Below are 19,703 nucleotides of genomic sequence, written 5' to 3' on the forward strand. Positions count from 1 at the left end.
GCTGACCCTAGGTGATCACCCGATCACGTGACGCGATCAGGTGCCTGCCAGGAAGCGCTTCGCCGCCTCGACGGCCGGCCCCGACGAGCCCGCGTCCGTCACCAGCACCGCGAAGGCCAGGTCGCCGCGGTAGCCGACGAACCAGCCGTGCGAGTGGGTGCCGTCGCCGAACTGCGCGGTCCCGGTCTTGCCCCGGACGTCGCCGGAGCCGTTCAGCGCGGTCGCCGTCCCGGCGGTGACCACCTCGCGCATCATCGCGCGGAGCTGGTCGAGGGTCTGCGGCGCGGGCGGCTGCGGGGTGGCGTCCGCCTTGGTCTGCGCGCCCCGGACCAGCGTCGGCACCGGCATCCGCCCCTCGGCGATCGACGAGGTCACCAGCGCCATGCCGAACGGGCTGGACAGCACCGTGCCCTGCCCGATGCCGTTCTCCGCGCGCTGCACCGTGCTGCCGCCCGGCGGCACCTTGCCGGTGATGGTGGTCGCGCCGGCCATCTCGAAGTCCACGCCGAGGCCGAGCTGGCGCGCGGCGTCGGTCAGGGCCTCCCCGGGCATGTCGACCGCGAGCTGCGCGAACGACGTGTTGCAGGAGTGCGCGAAGGCCGTCCGCAGCGGCACCACGCCGAGGTCGAACTTCTTGTCGTTCGGCAGCGGCCGACCGTCGAACACCTTCTCCGCCGGGCATTCCACCGGGGTGTCGATGCCCGCCTTCCCGGATCCCAGCGCGGCGGTCGCGGTCACCGTCTTGAACGTCGAACCCGGCGGGTACTGGCCGGACAGCGCGACCGGGCCCTGCGCGTCGGCGGGCGCGTTCTGCGCCACGGCGAGCACTTCGCCGGTGGACGGCTGCATGGCCACCAGCATCGCGGTCTGCGGAACCGGGTCCACCGCCTGCTCGGCGGCCCGCTGCGCGCGGTCGCCGAGGGTCACGTTGGTCGGCGCGACCGGTCGCTCCGCGACGCCGTGCAGCTCCGCGGCCTCCTGACCGGCCGCGTCGAGCGTCACGACGCGCCACCCGGCGTTCGCCTGGACCTGCTGGTCGACGACGCGCGCCACGCCCGCGAGCACCTGCGTGCCGTACCCGCGCTCGGTGGTGACCAGCCGCGTCTGGGCCGGGAAGCGCACGCCCGGCAGGTCGTAGATCCGGGACTTGACCTGCTCGTAGTCGCCCTGCCGGAGCGTGACCACCGCGTAGGGCTGACCCTGCGGCGTCTTCGCCACGCCGTCCAGGATGGACTGCTGGGTGATCGCGGGTTCGATGGTCTTCAGCGCGTTCGCCAGCGAGGCCGCGACGCCGGGCACGTCCCCGGCCTCCTGCGCGCTCAGGCTCACCGTGACCAGCTGCTCCGGCCCCATGAGCTGCTTGCCGTCGCGGTCCAGCACCGGCGCCGGGTCCGGGCGCTGCTCTCGGTAGGCGAGGGTCTGCCCGGCCGCCAGCTGCTGGTGGAGCACCGCGGGCGCCCAGCGGACCTTCCAGCCCTGCTCCTGCTCGACGAGCTTGAGCTCGTTCGAGTAGTTCCAGACCTTGCCCGCGCCGAAGTCCCAGGACATGTCGAACCGGGCCGTCGGCGTTCCCTGCGCGTCCTCGGTCACCTCGCGGACCGTCGCGTGCGCGGCCGTCGGCGCCAGGTTCCGCCGGGCCGTTTCGAGCGCCTGCTTGGCCTGGTCGGGGGCGTCGGTCTGGTTCGCCGCACCGACCGCGTCACCCGCCGCCACCGCGTTCACGAAGGAGGCGGCGACGTCCTCTTCAGACGGCCCGGTACTGCAAGCGGCCAGCGGCAGCAGCAGGAGTGCCGCCGCGCCGGCCAAGATCCGCGAGGAAACCATGTCCGCGAGTATGCCGAAATGCCCCGAAACGTCCACACCCCTTTTTCGGCCCGTTGCCCGTTCGGTCAACGCACGCCGCACGGGAGACCACGGGTTCAGTTGAACCGGGGGTTCGGCACCCGCGGGTGGTCTGCAGTTTCAATTGAAACCGCCGATAACCATCCACAGTGGACACTCAGAGGAGGACCGTGCCGAAGGAGCCGACCTGGCGGAAACCGACCTTCTGGTACGCCACCCGGGCCGCGGTGTTGTAGCCGTTGACGTACAGGCTCGCCGTGCGGCCCAGGCCGCGCACCAGCCGGTCCGCGACCGCAGCCGTTCCCGCCGTGCCCAGCCCGGTGCTGCGCCGGTCCGGGTGCACCCAGACGCCCTGGATCTGCCCGACCGTGCGGGACAGCGCGCCGATCTCGGCCTTGAACACCACTTCGCCGCCCTCGAAGCGGGCGAACGCCCGGCCACCGGCGATCAGGTCGGCGACCCGCGCCCGGTAGCTCGCCGCGCCGCCGTCGCTGGACGGATCCACCCCGACTTCCTCGGTGAACATCGCGATCGCCGCGGGCAGGTAGCGGTCCAGCTCGTCCGGCCGGACCGGGCGCACCAGCGGGTCCGGGGCCACCCGGGGCGGCTCGGACAGCGCCATGAGCGGCTGATCGGCGCGCACCTCGCGCGCCGGGCCCCACTGCGCCGCGACCTCGCTCCAGAGCGCGAGCACCTGCTCGGCCGGGCCGACCAGCGACGAGCAGACGCGGCGCCGGCGCAGCGCGCGGTCGGCGAAGGCGCGCATCGCGGCCGGTCCGCCGCGCAGCGGGATCAGGTTCGCGCCGGAGAAGCACATCCCGGTGAGCTTGCCGCCGTAGCCCCAGAGCTCGCCGCCGAGGCGCAACGGGTGGATGCCTGCCTCCTCGACGCGCGCGGCCACCATGCAGGCCGCGACGGGGGCGGAATCCAGCACGGAACGGACCAGCACCGCGTCGCGTTCCTCCAACAGCCGTGCACCGGCGAGCTTGAGCACCTGCCAAGACTGCCAGAAACCCGGGGTGAAGAGCCCCACCGGCCGGTGTGCACCACACCGCCCCGAACCGGCACTCACCCATTCGGAGTAGCCCGGTCGACGGATCGCGGCGGATTCACCGCCGACGCGGCGCGCAGAAGTCCGGAAAAGCGAAACCGGCCGCCCCCCCTGAACCGGGGACGGCCGGTCGCACTAGATCAGCTGACGGTGACGACCGGCGCCCCGGCCGCGTCGTCGGCGGGCTCCATGTCCTCGGCGATGCGCATGGCCTCCTCGATCAGGGTCTCGACGATCTGGTGCTCCGGCACCGTCTTGATCACCTCGCCCTTGACGAAGATCTGGCCCTTGCCATTGCCCGAGGCCACCCCGAGGTCGGCCTCCCGGGCCTCGCCCGGCCCGTTGACCACGCAGCCCATCACGGCGACCCGCAGCGGCACCTCCATGCCCTCGAGCCCGGCTGTGACCTCCTCGGCCAGCTTGTACACGTCGACCTGCGCCCGGCCGCACGACGGGCACGACACGATCTCCAGCTTCCGCGGCCGCAGGTTCAGCGACTGCAGGATCTGGGTGCCGACCTTGATCTCCTCGACCGGCGGCGCCGACAGCGACACGCGGATGGTGTCGCCGATGCCCTGCCGCAGCAGCGCGCCGAAGGCGACCGCGGACTTGATCGTGCCCTGGAACGCCGGGCCCGCCTCGGTGACGCCGAGGTGCAGCGGGTAGTCGCACTGCTCGGCGAGGATCTCGTAGGCGCGCACCATCACGACCGGGTCGTTGTGCTTCACCGAGATCTTCAGGTCGTGGAAGTCGTGCTCGGCGAACAGGCCCGCCTCCCACAGCGCCGACTCGGCCAGCGCCTCCGGGGTCGCCTTGCCGTACTTCTGCATCAGCCGCGGGTCCAGCGAACCGGCGTTGACGCCGATCCGGATCGGCGTGCCGTGGTCCCTGGCGGCCTGCGCGATCTCCTTGACCTTGTCGTCGAACTTCTTGATGTTGCCCGGGTTGACGCGCACCGCGGCGCAACCGGCCTCGATCGCCGCGAACACGTACTTCGGCTGGAAGTGGATGTCGGCGATGACCGGGATCTGCGACTTCTTCGCGATGGCGGGCAGCGCCTCCGCGTCGTCCGCGCTGGGGCAGGCCACCCGGACGATGTCGCAGCCCGCGGCGGTCAGCTCGGCGATCTGCTGCAGCGTGGCGTTGACGTCCGCGGTGACGGTCGTGGTCATGCTCTGCACGGAGATGGGCGATTCACTGCCCACTCCGACCGGTCCGACCTGCAACTGCCGGGTCTTGCGCCGTTCCGCGAGCACCGGAGCCGGGGCCGCGGGCATGCCCAGATCGACGGTCATCGATTCCTCTCCACCTCTTCTGGTGTTTTCGGACGGCTTGCACCGCCCGCGCTCCACGATACCGGCGGCATTTCATCCGGCCGGACGTCGTCATGGTCACCCGAGTCACGTTCGGTGATCATCAGCGCCGGTTCATGTCTCGTTCGAGCGAGCGTCGCGTGTCCGTCACCACTCGATCCAGGTAACGGACGCGGCGCGCGCCGAAACCCGTTCGGCCGCGCCGACGAGGGTTCCGCTTCCCCGCAGGCGCTCGGCCACGCGGGTGAAATCGCCGCCGGTGTCGCGCGGAACCGGCGCCCGCCACGCGTGCCGAGCGCCGGTTGTGCGCCAAGACCGATCAGAACAGCTTCACCGGGTTCACCACGTCGGCGACCAGGACCAGCAGCGAGTACGCGATGAAGATCAGGCTCACCGCGTACGCCAGCGGCATCAGCCGCGCCGTGTCGAACGGCCCCGGGTCGGGCCGGCGCACCAGCTTGGCGAACTTGCGGCGGATGCCCTCCCAGATCGCGCCGACGGCGTGACCGCCGTCCAGCGGCAGGATCGGCAGCATGTTGAACACGAACAGCGACAGGTTCACGCCCGCGAGCAGGTTGAACATCATGATGATCCGGTCGTCGACGCCGACCTTCTCCGAGGCCAGCACCTCGCCGCCGAGCCGGCTCGCGCCGACGATGCCCACCGGCGAGTCCTGGTGCCGTTCGCCGCCGAAGATCGCGGCGACCAGGTCGGGCACCCGCTGCGGCAGCTCGACGACCTTCTGCGCGGTGAGGCTCACGAAGCCGCCGATGGTGCTCGCCACGCCGCCGATGTCCTGCTTGACCAGCACCGATGTCGGGGTCAGGCCCAGGAAGCCGACCTTCTCGTACTCGCTGGTCGAGTTCAGCTTCGGCCGGTCGGTCTGCATCAGGTCGGCCTGCAGCGGGATCCGCTGCCCGTCGCGCTCGATGATCACCGGCACCGAGCCGCTGGACGCGCGGATCGCCAGCTGCAGCTCGTCCCACGAGGCGTAGGGCTTGCCGTTGAACTCCAGGATCCGGTCGCCGGCCCGGAATCCCGCGGCCGCGGCGGGCGACGGCGGGGCGTCGGTCGGGCAGACCTCGGTGTTCGGCGCGGTGGCGGGCAGCACGCACGCGCTGACGTCGGCGACCGTGGTCGTCGGGGTCGCGATGCCGTGGCCCATCAGGATCGCCGTGAAGATGCCGACCGCCAGGATGAGGTTCATGAACGGCCCGGCCATCATCACCACGACCCGCTTCCACGGGCTGCGCTGGTAGAACTGCTTGTGCGCGTCCTCCGGGGTGATCTCCTCGGCGGACATCTGGCGGGCGTCCTCGATCATCGCCCGCCACGGCGCGGACGACGTGGTGCGGCCGTACTTCTCGTCCTTCTTGGGCGGGAACATGCCGATCATCCGGATGTAGCCGCCGAACGGGATGAGCTTCAGGCCGTACTCGGTGTCGCCCTTCTTGCGGGACCAGACGGTGCGGCCGAAGCCGACCATGTACTGGGTGACCTTGATCCCGAACAGCTTCGCGGCCGTCAGGTGCCCCAGCTCGTGCCACGCGATGGAGAACAGCAGCCCGAGGAAGAAGATCAGGATGCCAACGACGACCAGCATCTACTCCGCCTTCCCGACGAGCTCGCGAGCCCGAGTCCGTGCCCAGTCCTCGGCTGCGAAGACCTCGTCCAAGCCCGCCGGATCGCTGCGCCACTGGTCGGCGCCGGCGAGCACGTCACCCACAGTTTGCACGATCGCGGTGAACCCGAGGCGGCCTTCGACGAACGCCGCCAGCGCCTCCTCGTTCGCCGCGTTGTAGATCGCGGGCAGGCAGCCGCCGCCGGAGCCCGCCGCGCGGGCCAGCTCGACGGCCGGGAACGCCTCGTCGTCGACCGGCTCGAAGGTCCACTCCTGGGCCTTCTCGAAGGTCAGCGCCGGGGCGGCGCCGGGCACCCGGCGCGGCCAGTCCAGGCTCAGCGCGATCGGGATCCGCATGTTCGGCGGGCTGGCCTGCGCGATCGTGGAACCGTCCACGAAGGTGACCATCGAGTGCACGATCGACTGCGGGTGCACGACGACGTCGATGCGGTCGAAGCCGATGCCGAACAGCAGGTGCGCCTCGATCAGCTCCAGGCCCTTGTTCACCAGCGTGGCGGAGTTGATCGTGACCACGCTGCCCATCGACCAGGTCGGGTGGGCCAGCGCCTGCTCCACGGTGACGTCGACGAGCTCGTCGCGCTTGCGGCCGCGGAACGGCCCGCCGGAGGCCGTCAGCACCAGTCGCTCCACCTCGTCGGCGCGCCCGCCGAACAGGCACTGCGCCAGCGCCGAGTGCTCGGAGTCCACCGGCACGATCTGGCCGGGCGCGGCGCTGTTGAGCACCAGCGGGCCGCCGGCGATCAGCGACTCCTTGTTGGCCAGGGCCAGCGTCGCGCCGGTGGCCAGCGCGGCCAGCGTCGGCTTGAGGCCGCGCGAGCCGTCGACGCCGTTGAGCACCACGTCGGCGGGGGTGGATTCGATGAGGTCGGTGACCGCGTCCGGCCCGGCCAGCAGCCGCGGCAGCCGGAACTCCCCGGCCGCGTAGCCGCGCCGCTGGGCCTCGGCGTAGAGGGCGAGCTGGACGTCCTCGACCGCGGTGCCCTTGGCGACGGCGACGGCCGGGACGTCGAACTCCAGCGCCTGCGCCGCCAGCGCCTGCGGGTCGCTGCCGCCCGCGGCCAGCCCGGCGACCCGGAACCGGTCGGGGTTGTGCCGGATCACGTCCAGGGCCTGGGTTCCGATGGAACCGGTCGAGCCGAGCACCAGGACGGTGCGGGGACCCGGTTCGCTGGGTGCGCTCTGATTCGGGGTGTCGGCGTGCATCACCGGCCATTGTCCCCGAAGAAGGTGAGCCCCCGTCGCTCGCGGTGCGCAAATCACTTTCGGGGCCCACGATCAGGTGGTCGGCCCGGCAGGGTGCGGCGCAGGACGTGAGGAGAACAACCATGGGCATCATCGGATGGATCGTTCTCGGCCTGATCGTGGGCGCCATCGCGAAGGCGATCATGCCGGGCAAGGACCCGGGCGGAATCCTGGTCACGATGCTGTTGGGCGTGGTCGGCGCGTTCATCGGCGGGCTGATCGGCAACTGGATCTTCGGCGTCGGCATCGACCGGTTCTGGTCGCTGAGCACCTGGCTCCTGGCGATCGCCGGCTCGGTCATCGTGCTGGGCGTCTACCGGGTGATCGTCGGCCGCAGGGCGGTGCAGCGGTAGCGCCGGCGCGAGCGGACGCTTTTCGGGGTGTTGCGGAAATCTCTTTCCGCGACACCCCTTTTCGCTGCTCGTGCCGGGTGGGCGCGCGTTCGGTCGCGGAGGGCGTGTGCGAGGATGAGGGCAATGTGGATCGCCGGTCGGTGATCCGCGCACCGAGCACTGTCTTCCGGCCCGCGCGGCCGGCGTGGCACAGGAGGGGAACGTGGCGAGCACCGAGCTGGAGAAGAAGCCCAGCCAGGCCATCGACCCGGCCGAGGAACCGTCGGTCGAGTGGGGCTGGCACGGCGGTTTCCCGAAGGGCACCCAGTTCATGGGCTGGTTCTCGGTCATCGCGTGCCTGGCCATGCTGATCGGCAACCACGGCGGCATCATCAGCGGTGGCGGGCACTTCAAGACCGAAGACGGCTACCTGGTCGTGATCGCGGCGATCCTGGTCATCGGCCTGCTGATCGACCTGCGCCGGAAGCGGACCGCCTGGCGCCGCTGACGCACCGAAGCACCGAAAACGCCGCCCCGGTCACCGGGGCGGCGTTTTTCGTGCGTTCGACCGTGGGCCTTCCGAACGGCAGTGGGTGGTCGACCGCAGTTTCAATTGAAACTGCGGCCACCGCTCACGGCCGCCGGTTCACGGGTTGATGCCGGTGAGGACCGTGACGTGCTCTTCGGTGAGGTCCGTCATCGCCGCTCGGACGCCTTCGCGGCCGACGCCGGACTCCTTCACCCCGCCGTAGGGCATCTGGTCGGCGCGGAAGCTCGGCACGTCGCCGATGACCACGCCGCCGACCTCCAGCTCGGACGAGGCGCGGAAGGCCAGCTGCAGGTCGCGGGTGAACACGCCGGCCTGCAGGCCGTAGCGGGAGGCGTTGACCTTCTCGAACGCCTCGTCCACCGAGTCGACCGGCGAGATGACCAGCACTGGGCCGAAGATCTCCTCGCACGAGACCTTCGCGTCCTCCGGCGCGTCGGCCAGCACCGTCGGCGCGTACGTCGCGCCCTCGCGGGTGCCGCCGGTGAGCACCCGGGCGCCCGCCGCGACGGCTTCGCCGACCCACTGCTCCACCCGCTCCGCGGCCGCCACGTCGATCAGCGGCCCGACCTTGGTGGCCGGGTCCTTCGGGTCTCCGGTGCCCTGCGCCTCGACCGCCTTGACCACGCGGGCGGTCAGGTCGTCGTAGCTGTCGCGGTGCACGTAGACGCGCTGCACCGAGATGCACGACTGGCCGCCCTGGTACATCGCGAAGGTGGCGATCCGGTCGGCGGCGTAGTCGAGGTCCGACCAGTCCGAGTCGACGATCACCGCGGCGTTGCCGCCGAGTTCGAGGGTGACGTGCTTGCGCGGCGCCGAGTCGCGGATGCCCCAGCCGACCGGCCCGGAGCCGGTGAAGGACACCACCGGCAGCCGCGGGTCGGCGACGAGCTCGGCGGCCTTCTCGTTGGTGGTCGTCACCACCGACCAGGTCCCGGCGGGCAGCTCGGTCTCGGCCAGGATCTCGCCGAGCAGCAGCGCGGACAGCGGGGTCTTCGGCGCGGGCTTGAGCACGATCGGGGTGCCGGCGGCGATCGCCGGGGCGACCTTGTGCGCCACCAGGTTGAGCGGGAAGTTGAACGGCGAGATGCCCAGCACCGGCCCGCGCGGGACCCGGCGGATCAGGGCCATCCGGCCCGTCGCGCCCGCGTCGGTGTCCAGCCGCTGCAGCTCGCCGGAGAAGCGGCGGGCCTCCTCCGCGCCCCAGCGGAAGGTGGAGGCGGCGCGGGCGACCTCGGCGCGCGCCCAGGTGATCGGCTTGCCGTTCTCGGCGGTGATCAGCTGCGCGATCTCCTCGGCCCGCTCGGTGAGGCGGCGGCTCACGTGGTCCAGCGCCGCCGCGCGGGCGTGCGCGGGCAGCGTCGCGAACTCGCGGCGGACCGCGTGCGCGGCCGCGACGGCGCGCTCCACGTCGGCGTCGGTGGCGTAGCACGCGGTGGCGACCGCCGAACCGTCGTAGGGGTGCCGCACCTCGAAGGTCTCGTCGCTGGTGACCAGCTCGCCTGCGATCCAGTTCCCGGTGACCGATGCCATCGGCTGCCTCCTGTCGTTTTCGTCCTCGCCGTGACGCTACGAGCCCGCTGCCGGGGGCCGGGAGTGCCAATCTGGCCACCCCCGGACCCCGACCTGGCCGAACCGGCACCTCGGGGTGGTGCCGGTGCCGCGTCGCTGGTCAGGCGTGGTTGTGCATGACGTGCTTGATGCGGGTGTAGTCCTCGAAGCCGTAGCGGGAGAGGTCCTTGCCGTAGCCCGAGTGCTTGAAGCCGCCGTGCGGCATCTCCGCGACCAGCACCATGTGGGTGTTCACCCACACGCACCCGAAGTCCAGGCTCGCCACGAGCCGCTGCGCTCGCCCGTGGTCGCGCGTCCACACGCTCGACGCGAGCGCGTAGTTCACGCCGTTGGCCATGCTCAGCGCCTCCGGCTCGTCGCGGAAGGTCTGCACCGTGAGCACCGGCCCGAAGATCTCCTCCTGCACGACCTCGTCGTCCTGCCGGACGCCGCCGAGCACCGTCGGCGCGAAGAAGCACCCCTCGTCGCCGATGCGCTGCCCGCCGGTGAGCACCTGCGCGTGCGCGGGCAGCCGGCCGATGATGTCCTGCACCCGCGCCAGCTGCGCGGCGTTGTTCAGCGGGCCGACGACTGCGTCCACATCGGACGGTGGGCCGCAGCGCAGCGCCGCGACCTCCTCGACCAGCAGCCGGGTGAACTCCTCGGCGACCGACTCGGCCACCAGTACCCGGGTCGCCGCGGTGCAGTCCTGCCCGGCGTTGAACGTGCCTGCGGCGGCGATGCCCGCGGCGGCCGCGGCGAGGTCGGCGTCGGCGAACACCAGGGCCGGGGCCTTGCCGCCCAGCTCCAGGTGCACGCGCTTGACGTCCTCGGCCGCCGCTGCCGCCACCTCCCGGCCCGCCCGGGTGGACCCCGTGATCGACACCATCGCCGACGCCGGGTTCGCCACAACGGCGCGGCCGGTTTCCCGGTCGCCGCACACGACGTTGAGCACGCCCGGCGGCAGGATCCCGGCGGCCACCTCGCCGAGCAGCGCGGCGGTCGCCGGCGTCGTGTCGGAGGGCTTGAGCACGACGGTGTTGCCCGCGGCGATCGCCGGGGCGATCTTCCACACCGCCATCAGCAACGGGTAGTTCCAGGGCGCGACCTGGCCGATCACGCCGACCGGTTCGCGCCGCACGTAGGAGGTGTGGCCCGGGGTGTACTCCGCGGCCGCGGTGCCCTCCAGGACGCGGGCCGCCCCGGCGAAGAACCGGATCTGGTCGATGGCGGCGCCCACCTCTTCGGTGCGCGTTGCGGCGACCGGCTTGCCGGTGTTCTCCACCTCCGCAGCGACGAAATCCTCGGTCCGCCGCTCCATTTCGTCGGCCAGCCGCAGGAGCAGCCGCTGCCGGTCTGCGGGCGTGGTGGTCCGCCAGTCCTCGAAGGCCCGCTGCGCCGCGGCGTACGCAGACTCGACGTCCGCGGCGGACGAGAGCGGCGCGGTGCCGAACACCTTGCCGCTGCAGGGATCGACCAGGTCGGTGGTCCGGCGGTCGGCCGCGTCGACCGGCCGGCCGTCGATGATGTTGCGGATCTGGCGCATCAGCGTCCTCCCGGCAGGATGCACAGCAGGTCGTACAGCACGTGAGCGGCGGCGATGCCGGTGATCTCGGCGTGGTCGTAGGCCGGGGCGACCTCCACCACGTCCGCGCCGACGACGTTCAGGCCGGCCAGGCCGCGCACCACTTCGAGCAGCTCGCGGCTGGACAGCCCGCCGGCTTCGGGGGTTCCGGTGCCCGGCGCGAAGGCCGGGTCCAGCACGTCGATGTCGATGGACAGGTACACCGGGCGCGAGCCGAGCCGGGTGCGGATCCGGTCGATGATGGTGTCCAGCGGCGTCCGGGCGAACTCGCGGCTGTGCAGCGCCGCGAAGCCCATCCGCTCGCTCTCGTCGAGGTCGAGCTTCGAGTACAGCGGGCCGCGCAGGCCCACGTGCATCGAGTGCTCGAAGTCGATCAGGCCCTCCTCGGCGGCGCGCCGGAACGGGGTGCCGTGCGTGTAGGGCGCGCCGAAGTAGGTGTCCCAGGTGTCGAGGTGCGCGTCGAAGTGCAGCACCGCGATCGGTCCGTGCCGCTCGTGCTGCACGCGCAGCAGCGGCAGCGCGATGGTGTGGTCGCCGCCGATGGTGAGCAGGGTGCGCCGCGTCCCGGACAGCTCCCGCGCACCGGCCTCGATGGTGTCGATGGCCTCGCCGATGTCGAACGGGTTCACGCCGATGTCCCCGGCGTCGGCCACCTGCCGCACCGCGAACGGTTCGACGCCGTTGGCCGGGTTGTACGGCCGCAGCAGTCGCGAGCTCTGCCGGACGTGGTTGGGGCCGAAGCGCGCGCCGGGCCGGTAGCTGACGCCGGTGTCGAACGGCACGCCCCAGATCAGCACGTCGGCGTCGGGCACGTCGGTCAGCCGGGGCAGCCGGGCGAAGGTGGTGTCACCGCCGTAGCGCGGCACCTTGGTGGCGTCCACCGGACCGATCGGGTTGTTCATGCATTCCTCCACTTTTTCGTGAGCGCGCAAGCGGGCCAGAGCCCGTTCACGCACTCACGACCTCACTTCTCGGCCGCCAGGATCTCCGCCGCGGAGCGCTTGCCGGATTCGATCGCGCCGTCGATGAACGCGCGCCAGCGGCGGGCGGTGTGCGAGCCGCCGAAGTGCACCCGGCCCTCCGGACGCCCCACGCACAGCTCGTACTTCGCGAACTGCCCGGCGGCGAACGTCGCCCAGGTGCCCTTGGAGAACTCGTCGTGCACCCAGTCGTGCGAGCGGGCGTCGACGACCTCGGCGTCCGGCGCGAACTCGCGGACCGCGCGCTGCACGTCGGCGAGGTCGCCGGCGTCGACGCGGTCGTGCTCCGGGGCGAAGCACACCAGCACCACGCCGCGCTCGGTGGTCTCCATCGCGCCGACGTAGTCGAAGCTGGTGCCCCAGCCGAAACCGCTGATGTCCTCGGGGACGTTGCGGGCCAGCGCCCAGACCTTCTGGCCCTGCCCGGCGTGGTTCTCCCGCGAGATGGCGAGCTTGTCGGCGGGCAGCGCCGGGCTGAACTCGATGTCCTGCCAGATCCCGACCGGCGTGGTCATCAGCACCCGGTCGGCGCGCGCCGCGCCGCCGTCGTAGGTGACCGTCACGCCGTCGTCGTCGGCCTCGACCTTGCGCACCGGGCTGGACAGCCGCAGTTCGGCGCCGCCGTCGGCCTGGATCGCCCGCGCCAGCGAGGCGGTGCCGTTGACGAAGGTGAAGCCCAGCACGCTGGCCTGCACCATGCCCCACAGCGAGTTGTCCATCGAGGAGCACCAGCGGAGGATGTCCAGCGCCGAACCGGTGTCCTCGCTGGCGTTCGCGCAGCCGCAGAACCAGGACATCATCAGTTCCTTGGCGTTGCCGGTCAGCCCGACGTTCTCGGCCCACTCGCGGATCGGCACGTCGAGGTCGGCGACGTCCTGTTCGGACAGCGGGCGCAGCGGGTCGAACCGGGAGGCGGCCTCGATCAGCGCCCGCACCGCGTGCTCCAGCTGCTCGTACTCCTGCGGCGGCACGGGCAGCAGCGCGTCCAGCACCTTGCCGTGGTCGGACCAGGTCATCCGGCCGGGCAGCTCGCTGTCCTTGATCGGGACGTCGTAACGCTGCACCTCGCCCCACACGTGCGTCTGCTGCGGGACGATCCAGGTGCCGCCCATCTCCAGCCCGAAGCCGTCGAAGCCCTCCGGCTGGTACCAGGTGGAGCCGCCGATCCGGTCGCGGGCCTCCAGGACCAGCACGTCCTTGCCCGCTTCCCGCAGCTCGCGGGCCGCGGTCAGGCCGGCGAAACCCGCGCCGATGACGACGACGTCGTAACGATCCATTGCTCGCACTTCCTTGATTCGTAACGGGATTCAGACGCTCGCTGCGACTCGAACGTCGGGTTGCCGCGGCATCGGCTGCGGACTGCCGATGCACAGCAGCAGGTAGGTGGCGGCCGTGGCCGCGGCGGCCAGCAGGAAGCTCAGGTCGATGCCGCCGGTGAGCTCCAGCAGCGGCCCCTTGAACAGGGCGGTGTCCACGGACAGCAGGCCGACCGCCGAACCGGTCAGCCAAGCGGCCGCCGCCCGGATGTTCCAGCCGCCGGTGTACCAGTAGATGCCGCCCCGCGCCCGGCGGTTGTAGACCTGCAGCGCGTCCGGGTCGTAGAGGCCGCGGCAGCGCGCGAAGCCGATCAGCGTGATCACGGCCCACGGCGTGCCGATAGCGGTCAGCAGCAGCACGAACGCGGTGACCGCGTCCTGGGCGTCCCAGACGAAGTAGCCGAGGAACACCAGCACCGTCGACAGCACCGAGGTGAGGATGGTGGCCTTGACGCGCGACAGCGGCGGCACGATCGCGTCCAGGTCGAGCCCCATGCTGTAGATCAGCACCCCGGCGTTGCCGATCGTGCCGAACACGCCGTTGAGCAGCAGCGGCAGCAGGAACCACAGCGGCGCGGCGGCCACCAGCGGCCCGACGTAGTCGTCCGCGGCGCGGGCCGCGAACGCGGTGAAGGTGCCGAACAGCTGCGGGATCAGCAGCCCGAGGAGCATGCCGGCGCAGGTCGCGGCGAACACCTTCCGGGACGAGTAGCGCTTCGGCGAGACGTAGCGGCTGTAGTCGCCGAGCAGCGTGATGAACGCCATCGGCCCGCTCAGCCCGGCGGCCACTGTGGACAGTGCCCACGTCGTCCAGAAGTCCCCGAGCAGGTAGCCGGCGTCGGTGACCGGCCCGGTCCGGAACTGGTCGCCGTAGGCGAACAGGCCGGCCGCCATCAGCACCACGGTGCCGACCGCGACCCACTTGCTCATCCGGGTCATCAGCTGGTAGCCGAAGATCGCCACGAGCACCGAGAGCACCGCCAGCGCCGCGTACGTGACGCTGTGGCTGACCCCGTCATCGGGCAGCCCGAACAGCCGGTGCAGCGGGCCCACCACCGCGGCCCCGCCGGTCCACACCGTCAGCGCGGCGTAGCCGAGCGAGAGCAGCAGGCCGATCACCGAGCCGATCAGCCGGCCCCGCACGCCGAAGGTGCCGCCGCTGCTGGTGGACAGGTTCGTGCCGGTCTTCAGCGACACCAGCGCCAGCGGCGCGACCAGCAGCGTGCCGAGCAGCGTCCCGGCGATCATCGAGGTGACGGCCGGCCAGAACGACAGCCCGAACGAGGCGGGCAACCAGCCGAAGATGACCACGCCGAGGCACATGTTGGAGCCGAGCAGGATGCCGGCGACATCGCGGGGGCGGCCGGTGCGATCGGCCTCGGGGATGGTGTCGACGCCGTGCGTCTCGATGTCGACGCGCGCGGCCGGTGGCGGATCTGGGGTCATCCGTTGACCTCCTTGGCGGATGGCTGGAGCGTTGAGCCGCGCGGCACCGACCAAGAGTGGGCCGGGTCACCGGCCGGAGGTAGTCACCGATCGTCCGAAGTCCACAACCACCGTTGGACGTTCGCACAACGCGCGGTCGACGATCGTCCGGTGCTCGGGCGACTTCGCCGCAGAACGGGAGCCGCAGCGCGCGGCGAAACCACGAGCGGACTCGTGAGCGCCGGCTCCGGCAAGAACCGGAGCCGGCGCTCACGAGGCATGTCAGGCCTGATGGAGGGCGCGGAGCGCGAGGAAGAGGTCGACGCGGTCCGCCGTGCTGGAGAGGCTTCGGCCGGTGAGCTCTTCGACCCGGGTCATCCGGTGCCGCAGGGTGTTGATGTGCACGTGGAGGCGCTGGGCCGCCTCCTGCCAGCGGCCGCCCGCGTCGAGGAACACCGCCAGCGACGGCACCAGGTCGCTGCCCCGCCGCTCGTCGTGGTCGAGCACCGGCCCGAGCAGCGCCCGGGAAGTGGCCGCCAGAAGCTCCGGGTCCTGCGCGGAGAGCAGCAGCGCCGGGCTGCTGAGCTGCTCGTGCGTCATCCACCCGCGCTCCGCCCGCGACGACACCGCCTCGGCGGCGTGCGCCGCCTGCAACAGGCTCACGCGCAGCTCGGACGCGCTGCCCGGCTTGCCGACGCCGACGTGGACGACACCGCTGGCCAGCGCATCGGTGATGCGCCGCGCGAGCTCCGCCACGGTGTCGCGGACCTGGGCGAATGCGACGACGTCGCCGCCGCGCTGCGCCGCGACCCCGTCCGTGCCCAGCAGATCGCCCAGCCGCGCGGAATCCGCGCCGGGGCTCGACGTGCGCACCACGACGGCGGCTAGCGGCCCGTCCGGCTGCAGCCCGAGCGCGTGCAGCCGGGTGCGCACGGTGTCGATCCCGACCGTTCCACTGTGGACCCATTCGAAGAGTTCCCACGCGTAGCGCAGTTCCGTCGCCCGCACCGCGCGAGTGCGTTCGATCTCCAGCGCGATGAACGGCATCGCCTGCACCACCGCCGCGTGCTGCTCCACGTCGAGATCCGCCAGCGGCCGCGGCAGCAGCAGCTCGGCCTCGGCCAGGCCCTCGCCCACCAGCGGCAACGGGTGGTTCGGCTGCGGCGCGGTGCCCGCCACCACGCCTCCGGCGACCCGCACCGCCACGGCTTCGCCCAGCTGCTTGGCCAGCGTGTCCAGCACCGTCTCGACGCCGCGCCGCAGCCGCAGCGCCGCGACGATCGCGTCGTGCTGCGCCAGGTGGCGGCGCAGCGGGCGCTCCCACTCGGCGCGCTTGGTGTTCACGAAGGCCTCGACGATCTGCAGGAACGCGACCTCCACGGGCACCACGAAGCAGGTCAGGCCGTGCTCGCGCGCCGCGTCGACGAACGCCTCGGGGACCTGGGTTTCCGGTGGCACCAGGCCGTATCCGACCGCCGCGACGTCGGCGGCGACCAGGTCTGCGATGAAGGCCTCCGGCGTGGTCCCGGCGGTGCGCCACACCCCGGCGGTGAGCACGACCTCGCCGCCGCGCAGGAACCGGCCGGGGGCCTTGATCTCGATGGTGTGCACCCAGCGGATCGGCCGGTCCACCCGGCCGCGCACCCGCACCTGCAGGGCCAGTTCCGGACGGTTCAGCAGATCTTCGACGAGCACCGCGCCACCTCCGTCACTCGCCGGGCCGGTCCAGGACCTGCAGCGCCAGCCACAGCTCCGCGCGCACGCCGGGCTGGTCGAGGCTGCGCCCGAGCAACTCCTCCACCTTCCGCACCCGGTTGCGCAGGGTGTGCCGGTGCACGCCCAGCCGGTTCGCCGCCGGATCCCACTGCCCATGGTGCGCCAACCACGTCTGCAGCGACTCCAAGAGCACGCCCTGCCCGCGCAGCGGGGCGAGAACGGCCTCGGCGAACGCCTGCGCGTCGGCGCCGGGAACCAGGTTCAGCAGGCCGTATCCGGCGAGGTCGGCGAAGTGCACCACGGTGCCGCTGCGCTTCGCCGCCCGCGCCGCCTGCTGCGCCTGCCGCAGCCCTTCGGCGAGTCCGGCCAGCTCGCACGGCTCGGACACCCCGATGGCGACGCCGACCTGCCTGGTGAGCCAGTCGAGCGCACCGTCGCCGACGAGCCCGACCACCATGTCGCCGTGCTCGGCCAGGTAGGCCGGGGCGCTCGGCGGATCCGCCGCGAGTCGGGACAGCAGCTCGTCGCGATCGCGGGCACCGGCCAGCACCACCACCCGGAACGGCTCGGGCGGCAACTCGGCGTGCAGGTCGGCGAGCACGTCCTGCACCTGTTCGCCGCGCAGCATCAACGCCAGGAAGTCCGCGCGCAGCCGGCGCCGGGCGGAAGTGAGCGCCTCGACCTGCTCCAGCGCCAGGGTCAGCAGCGAGGCGGCCGAGTTGATCACGTGGTGGTCGGTGGTGGCGAACGGCTCGCCGCGACCCACCACCAGGAACCCGCGCGCCCGGCCGCCGAGCGCCTGCATGCTCACCTCCTGGTCGCCGAGCGAGAACCCGGCCGCGGCCAGGCCCCGCTTCGCCCGCACCTTCGCCACCTCCGGCTCCAGGTCCGGCAGCCGCGAACCGGCCGTCGCCGGTGCGCTGTGCAGGAGCCGGCCGCCCGCGTCGAGCAGCAGCACCCACGAATCCAGCAGCAGCGCGAGCTTCCGGACCAGCGCGGCCACGCCGTTGGTGGTGCCGGCCGCCTGCGCGAGTTCGTGCTGGGCGCGGCTGGTGCGCCGCAGGCTCGCGTACTCGTCCGCCGCGACGGCGCGCGAAACCGCCTTGCTGATCGCGATGAACGGGGTCGGCCGGGGCACTTCGAGCAGCGGCAGCCCGGCTCGTTCCGCCGCCGTCACGAGCTCGGCCGGGATCTGCCGGTGGCTCAGCCCGACGCCGAACCCCAGGCCCGCGACCCCGACGGCGGTGAGCCGCTCGACCAGCCCCGCGCAGTCCTCGGCGCGCAGCGCGAGGCCGGTGGTCAGCAGCAGCTCGCCACCCTCCAGGAACGGCGCCGGATCGGCCAGTTCGCTGGTGTGCACCCACGCGATCGGGCGATCGAGGGAGCGTTGACCGGCCCGCGCGACGAGCCCCAGCGCGGCGTCGGCGACCAGGTCGCGCACCGTCAACGGCACCGGAGAACCTCCTGACAGTGTGTCGAATCCCGAAACCCGAGTTAACCAGATCGTCCACTGTTCGGTTGCGGGTGGCGGGGCGAACCTGTTCGCAGGACAACACGACCAGAGCCCCTTCCAAGCGGCGAAGGCCGCTTGCGGTGGGACGCAGCTTGCACCGCCGCGGGGTTCCGCTACCCGCACCGCTGCGCAGGCCACTTTCAAGACTGTTCTAGGAGGTCACCACCGTGACGGTTTCCCCGGCCCAGGCGGCACTGCCCCAGGCGCGCGTGCTGCGCACCGAGATCCCCGGCCCGAACTCCCGCGAACTCCAGCGGCGGCGCGCGGCGGCGGTGTCGACCGGCGTGTCCAGCGTGCTGCCGGTCTTCATCGCCGAGGCGGCCGGCGGCGTGCTGCACGACGTCGACGGCAACTCGCTGATCGACCTGGGTTCGGGCATCGCGGTCACGAACGTCGGCAACGCGGCGCCGGAGGTCGTCGAGCCCGTGCGCCGCCAGGTCGGCGAGTTCACGCACACCTGCTTCATGGTCACGCCGTACGAGAACTACCTGCAGGTCTGCGAGGAACTCGCCGCGCTCACCCCCGGCGACCACGACAAGCGCAGCGCCCTGTTCAACTCGGGCGCGGAAGCGGTGGAGAACGCCGTCAAGATCGCGCGCCGGGCCACCGGGCGGCAGGCGATCGTGGTGTTCGACCACGCCTACCACGGCCGCACCAACCTGACCATGGCGCTGACCGCGAAGTCGGTGCCGTACAAGCACGGGTTCGGCCCGTTCGCGCCGGAGATCTACCGGGTGCCGATGTCCTACCCGGCGCGCGATCCGCGCACCGGCGAGCAGGTGGCCCGGGAGGCGATCGACCGCATCGAGAAGCAGCTCGGCGCCGACTCGGTGGCGGCGGTGCTGATCGAGCCGATCCAGGGCGAGGGCGGATTCATCGAGCCCGCGGCGGGATTCCTGCCCGCGATCTCGCGGTGGTGCACCGACAACGGCGTGCTGTTCATCGCCGACGAGATCCAGACCGGCTTCTGCCGGACCGGCGCCTGGTTCGCCTGCGACCACGAGAACGTGGTGCCCGACCTGATCACCACGGCGAAGGGCATGGCAGGCGGGCTGCCGCTGGCCGCGGTCACGGGTCGTGCGGAGCTGATGGACGCGATGCCGCCGAGCAGCCTGGGCGGCACCTACGGCGGCAACCCGGTGGCGTGCGCGGCCGCGCTCGGCGCGATCCGCGCGATGCGCGAACGCGACCTGGCCACCGCAGCGCGCGAGATCGGCGACCTGGTGTTCCCCCGCCTGCGCGCGCTCGCCGAGACCACCGACGCGATCCTCGACGTGCGGGGCCGGGGCGCCATGATCGGCATCGAGTTCGTCAAGCCGGGCACCGCGGAACCGGACCCCGAGGTGACCTCGCGGATCGCCAAGGCCTGCCACGCCCAGGGCGTGGTGATCCTCACCTGCGGCACCTACGGCAACGTGATCCGCCTCCTCCCGCCGCTGGTCATCGACGAGGCCCTCCTCGAAGAAGGCCTGACGGTCCTGGAGAACGCCATCCGCGAACACACCCGCTGACACCACGGGCCGCGGTCGTCCGCCGACGCTCGCGACCGCGGCCCGAACATCCACTCACGCGTGTGACAGCCGCTGATCGAAGTGACCGATGACCTGGATTCGTGTCACAGGCCGAATACTTCAGTCTTGCCGCACGC

At 72.0% G+C, this 19,703-nt stretch carries 15 protein-coding genes; 3 read left to right on the forward strand and 12 right to left on the reverse strand.

Annotated features, from left to right (window positions below):
• Positions 1-36: 36 nt before the first annotated feature.
• From AB0H93_RS24395 to dxr, 5 genes are all read right to left on the reverse strand, one after another.
• Positions 37-1,824, reverse strand: a complete 1,788-nt coding sequence (locus AB0H93_RS24395) for a penicillin-binding transpeptidase domain-containing protein (RefSeq protein ID WP_358575405.1) — start codon at positions 1,822-1,824, stop codon at positions 37-39.
• A 175-nt stretch (positions 1,825-1,999) separates the two neighbouring features.
• Positions 2,000-2,836: a GNAT family N-acetyltransferase gene (locus AB0H93_RS24400; protein WP_358575452.1), complete on the reverse strand. Its 837-nt coding sequence runs from the start codon at positions 2,834-2,836 to the stop codon at positions 2,000-2,002.
• A 197-nt stretch (positions 2,837-3,033) separates the two neighbouring features.
• Positions 3,034-4,188 (reverse strand): flavodoxin-dependent (E)-4-hydroxy-3-methylbut-2-enyl-diphosphate synthase, encoded by a 1,155-nt coding sequence (ispG, locus tag AB0H93_RS24405; RefSeq protein ID WP_358575406.1) that lies wholly within the window; start codon positions 4,186-4,188, stop codon positions 3,034-3,036.
• 337 nt (positions 4,189-4,525) lie between these two features.
• Complete coding sequence (locus tag AB0H93_RS24410; protein WP_358575407.1) at positions 4,526-5,809, reverse strand: site-2 protease family protein; 1,284 nt, start codon at positions 5,807-5,809, stop codon at positions 4,526-4,528.
• Positions 5,810-7,051 carry a 1-deoxy-D-xylulose-5-phosphate reductoisomerase gene (dxr, locus tag AB0H93_RS24415; RefSeq protein WP_358575408.1) on the reverse strand — a complete coding sequence of 414 codons (1,242 nt, stop codon included), beginning with the start codon at positions 7,049-7,051 and terminating at the stop codon, positions 5,810-5,812.
• A 122-nt stretch (positions 7,052-7,173) separates the two neighbouring features.
• Here dxr and AB0H93_RS24420 point away from each other — a divergent pair, with 122 nt between their 5' ends.
• Positions 7,174-7,443, forward strand: a complete 270-nt coding sequence (locus AB0H93_RS24420) for a GlsB/YeaQ/YmgE family stress response membrane protein (RefSeq protein ID WP_358575409.1) — start codon at positions 7,174-7,176, stop codon at positions 7,441-7,443.
• A 202-nt stretch (positions 7,444-7,645) separates the two neighbouring features.
• Entirely contained in the window at positions 7,646-7,930 is a 285-nt protein-coding gene (locus AB0H93_RS24425) for a DUF2631 domain-containing protein (protein ID WP_132494179.1), read from the forward strand.
• A 138-nt stretch (positions 7,931-8,068) separates the two neighbouring features.
• Here AB0H93_RS24425 and AB0H93_RS24430 read toward each other — a convergent pair whose 3' ends face one another.
• From AB0H93_RS24430 to AB0H93_RS24460, 7 genes are all read right to left on the reverse strand, one after another.
• On the reverse strand, positions 8,069-9,502 hold the full coding sequence (locus AB0H93_RS24430) for an aldehyde dehydrogenase family protein (protein WP_358575410.1): 1,434 nt from the start codon (positions 9,500-9,502) through the stop codon (positions 8,069-8,071).
• 139 nt (positions 9,503-9,641) lie between these two features.
• Positions 9,642-11,066: an aminobutyraldehyde dehydrogenase gene (locus AB0H93_RS24435; protein ID WP_358575411.1), complete on the reverse strand. Its 1,425-nt coding sequence runs from the start codon at positions 11,064-11,066 to the stop codon at positions 9,642-9,644.
• Positions 11,066-12,007 carry an agmatinase gene (gene speB / locus AB0H93_RS24440; protein ID WP_358575412.1) on the reverse strand — a complete coding sequence of 314 codons (942 nt, stop codon included), beginning with the start codon at positions 12,005-12,007 and terminating at the stop codon, positions 11,066-11,068. The genes AB0H93_RS24435 and speB overlap by 1 nt, the downstream gene beginning before the upstream one ends.
• 62 nt (positions 12,008-12,069) lie before the next feature.
• Positions 12,070-13,362 (reverse strand): NAD(P)/FAD-dependent oxidoreductase, encoded by a 1,293-nt coding sequence (locus tag AB0H93_RS24445; protein WP_358575414.1) that lies wholly within the window; start codon positions 13,360-13,362, stop codon positions 12,070-12,072.
• 30 nt (positions 13,363-13,392) lie between these two features.
• On the reverse strand, positions 13,393-14,847 hold the full coding sequence (locus tag AB0H93_RS24450; protein WP_358575415.1) for a cytosine permease: 1,455 nt from the start codon (positions 14,845-14,847) through the stop codon (positions 13,393-13,395).
• Between the two features lie 261 nt (positions 14,848-15,108).
• Positions 15,109-16,521 (reverse strand): PucR family transcriptional regulator ligand-binding domain-containing protein, encoded by a 1,413-nt coding sequence (locus AB0H93_RS24455; protein ID WP_358575416.1) that lies wholly within the window; start codon positions 16,519-16,521, stop codon positions 15,109-15,111.
• A gap of 13 nt (positions 16,522-16,534) precedes the next feature.
• Positions 16,535-17,995 carry a PucR family transcriptional regulator gene (locus AB0H93_RS24460; RefSeq protein WP_358575417.1) on the reverse strand — a complete coding sequence of 487 codons (1,461 nt, stop codon included), beginning with the start codon at positions 17,993-17,995 and terminating at the stop codon, positions 16,535-16,537.
• A gap of 227 nt (positions 17,996-18,222) precedes the next feature.
• On the opposite strand from AB0H93_RS24460, the gene gabT reads away from it, so the two are divergent.
• Positions 18,223-19,566, forward strand: a complete 1,344-nt coding sequence (gene gabT, locus AB0H93_RS24465; RefSeq protein ID WP_358575418.1) for a 4-aminobutyrate--2-oxoglutarate transaminase — start codon at positions 18,223-18,225, stop codon at positions 19,564-19,566.
• Positions 19,567-19,703 lie beyond the last annotated feature (137 nt).

Source organism: Saccharopolyspora sp. NPDC050642, from assembly GCF_040654735.1.
GTDB lineage: Bacteria > Actinomycetota > Actinomycetes > Mycobacteriales > Pseudonocardiaceae > Saccharopolyspora > Saccharopolyspora elongata.

Bases quoted from the DNA above. Each gene is read 5' to 3' on its own strand.
- AB0H93_RS24395 (WP_358575405.1), bottom strand. From the start codon at position 1,824: ATGGTTTCCTCGCGGATCTTGGCCGGCGCGGCGGCACTCCTGCTGCTG.
- ispG (WP_358575406.1), bottom strand. From the start codon at position 4,188: ATGACCGTCGATCTGGGCATGCCCGCGGCCCCGGCTCCGGTGCTCGCG.
- AB0H93_RS24410 (WP_358575407.1), bottom strand. From the start codon at position 5,809: ATGCTGGTCGTCGTTGGCATCCTGATCTTCTTCCTCGGGCTGCTGTTC.
- dxr (WP_358575408.1), bottom strand. From the start codon at position 7,051: ATGCACGCCGACACCCCGAATCAGAGCGCACCCAGCGAACCGGGTCCC.
- AB0H93_RS24420 (WP_358575409.1), top strand. From the start codon at position 7,174: ATGGGCATCATCGGATGGATCGTTCTCGGCCTGATCGTGGGCGCCATC.
- AB0H93_RS24430 (WP_358575410.1), bottom strand. From the start codon at position 9,502: ATGGCATCGGTCACCGGGAACTGGATCGCAGGCGAGCTGGTCACCAGC.
- AB0H93_RS24435 (WP_358575411.1), bottom strand. From the start codon at position 11,066: ATGCGCCAGATCCGCAACATCATCGACGGCCGGCCGGTCGACGCGGCC.
- speB (WP_358575412.1), bottom strand. From the start codon at position 12,007: ATGAACAACCCGATCGGTCCGGTGGACGCCACCAAGGTGCCGCGCTAC.
- AB0H93_RS24445 (WP_358575414.1), bottom strand. From the start codon at position 13,362: ATGGATCGTTACGACGTCGTCGTCATCGGCGCGGGTTTCGCCGGCCTG.
- AB0H93_RS24450 (WP_358575415.1), bottom strand. From the start codon at position 14,847: ATGACCCCAGATCCGCCACCGGCCGCGCGCGTCGACATCGAGACGCAC.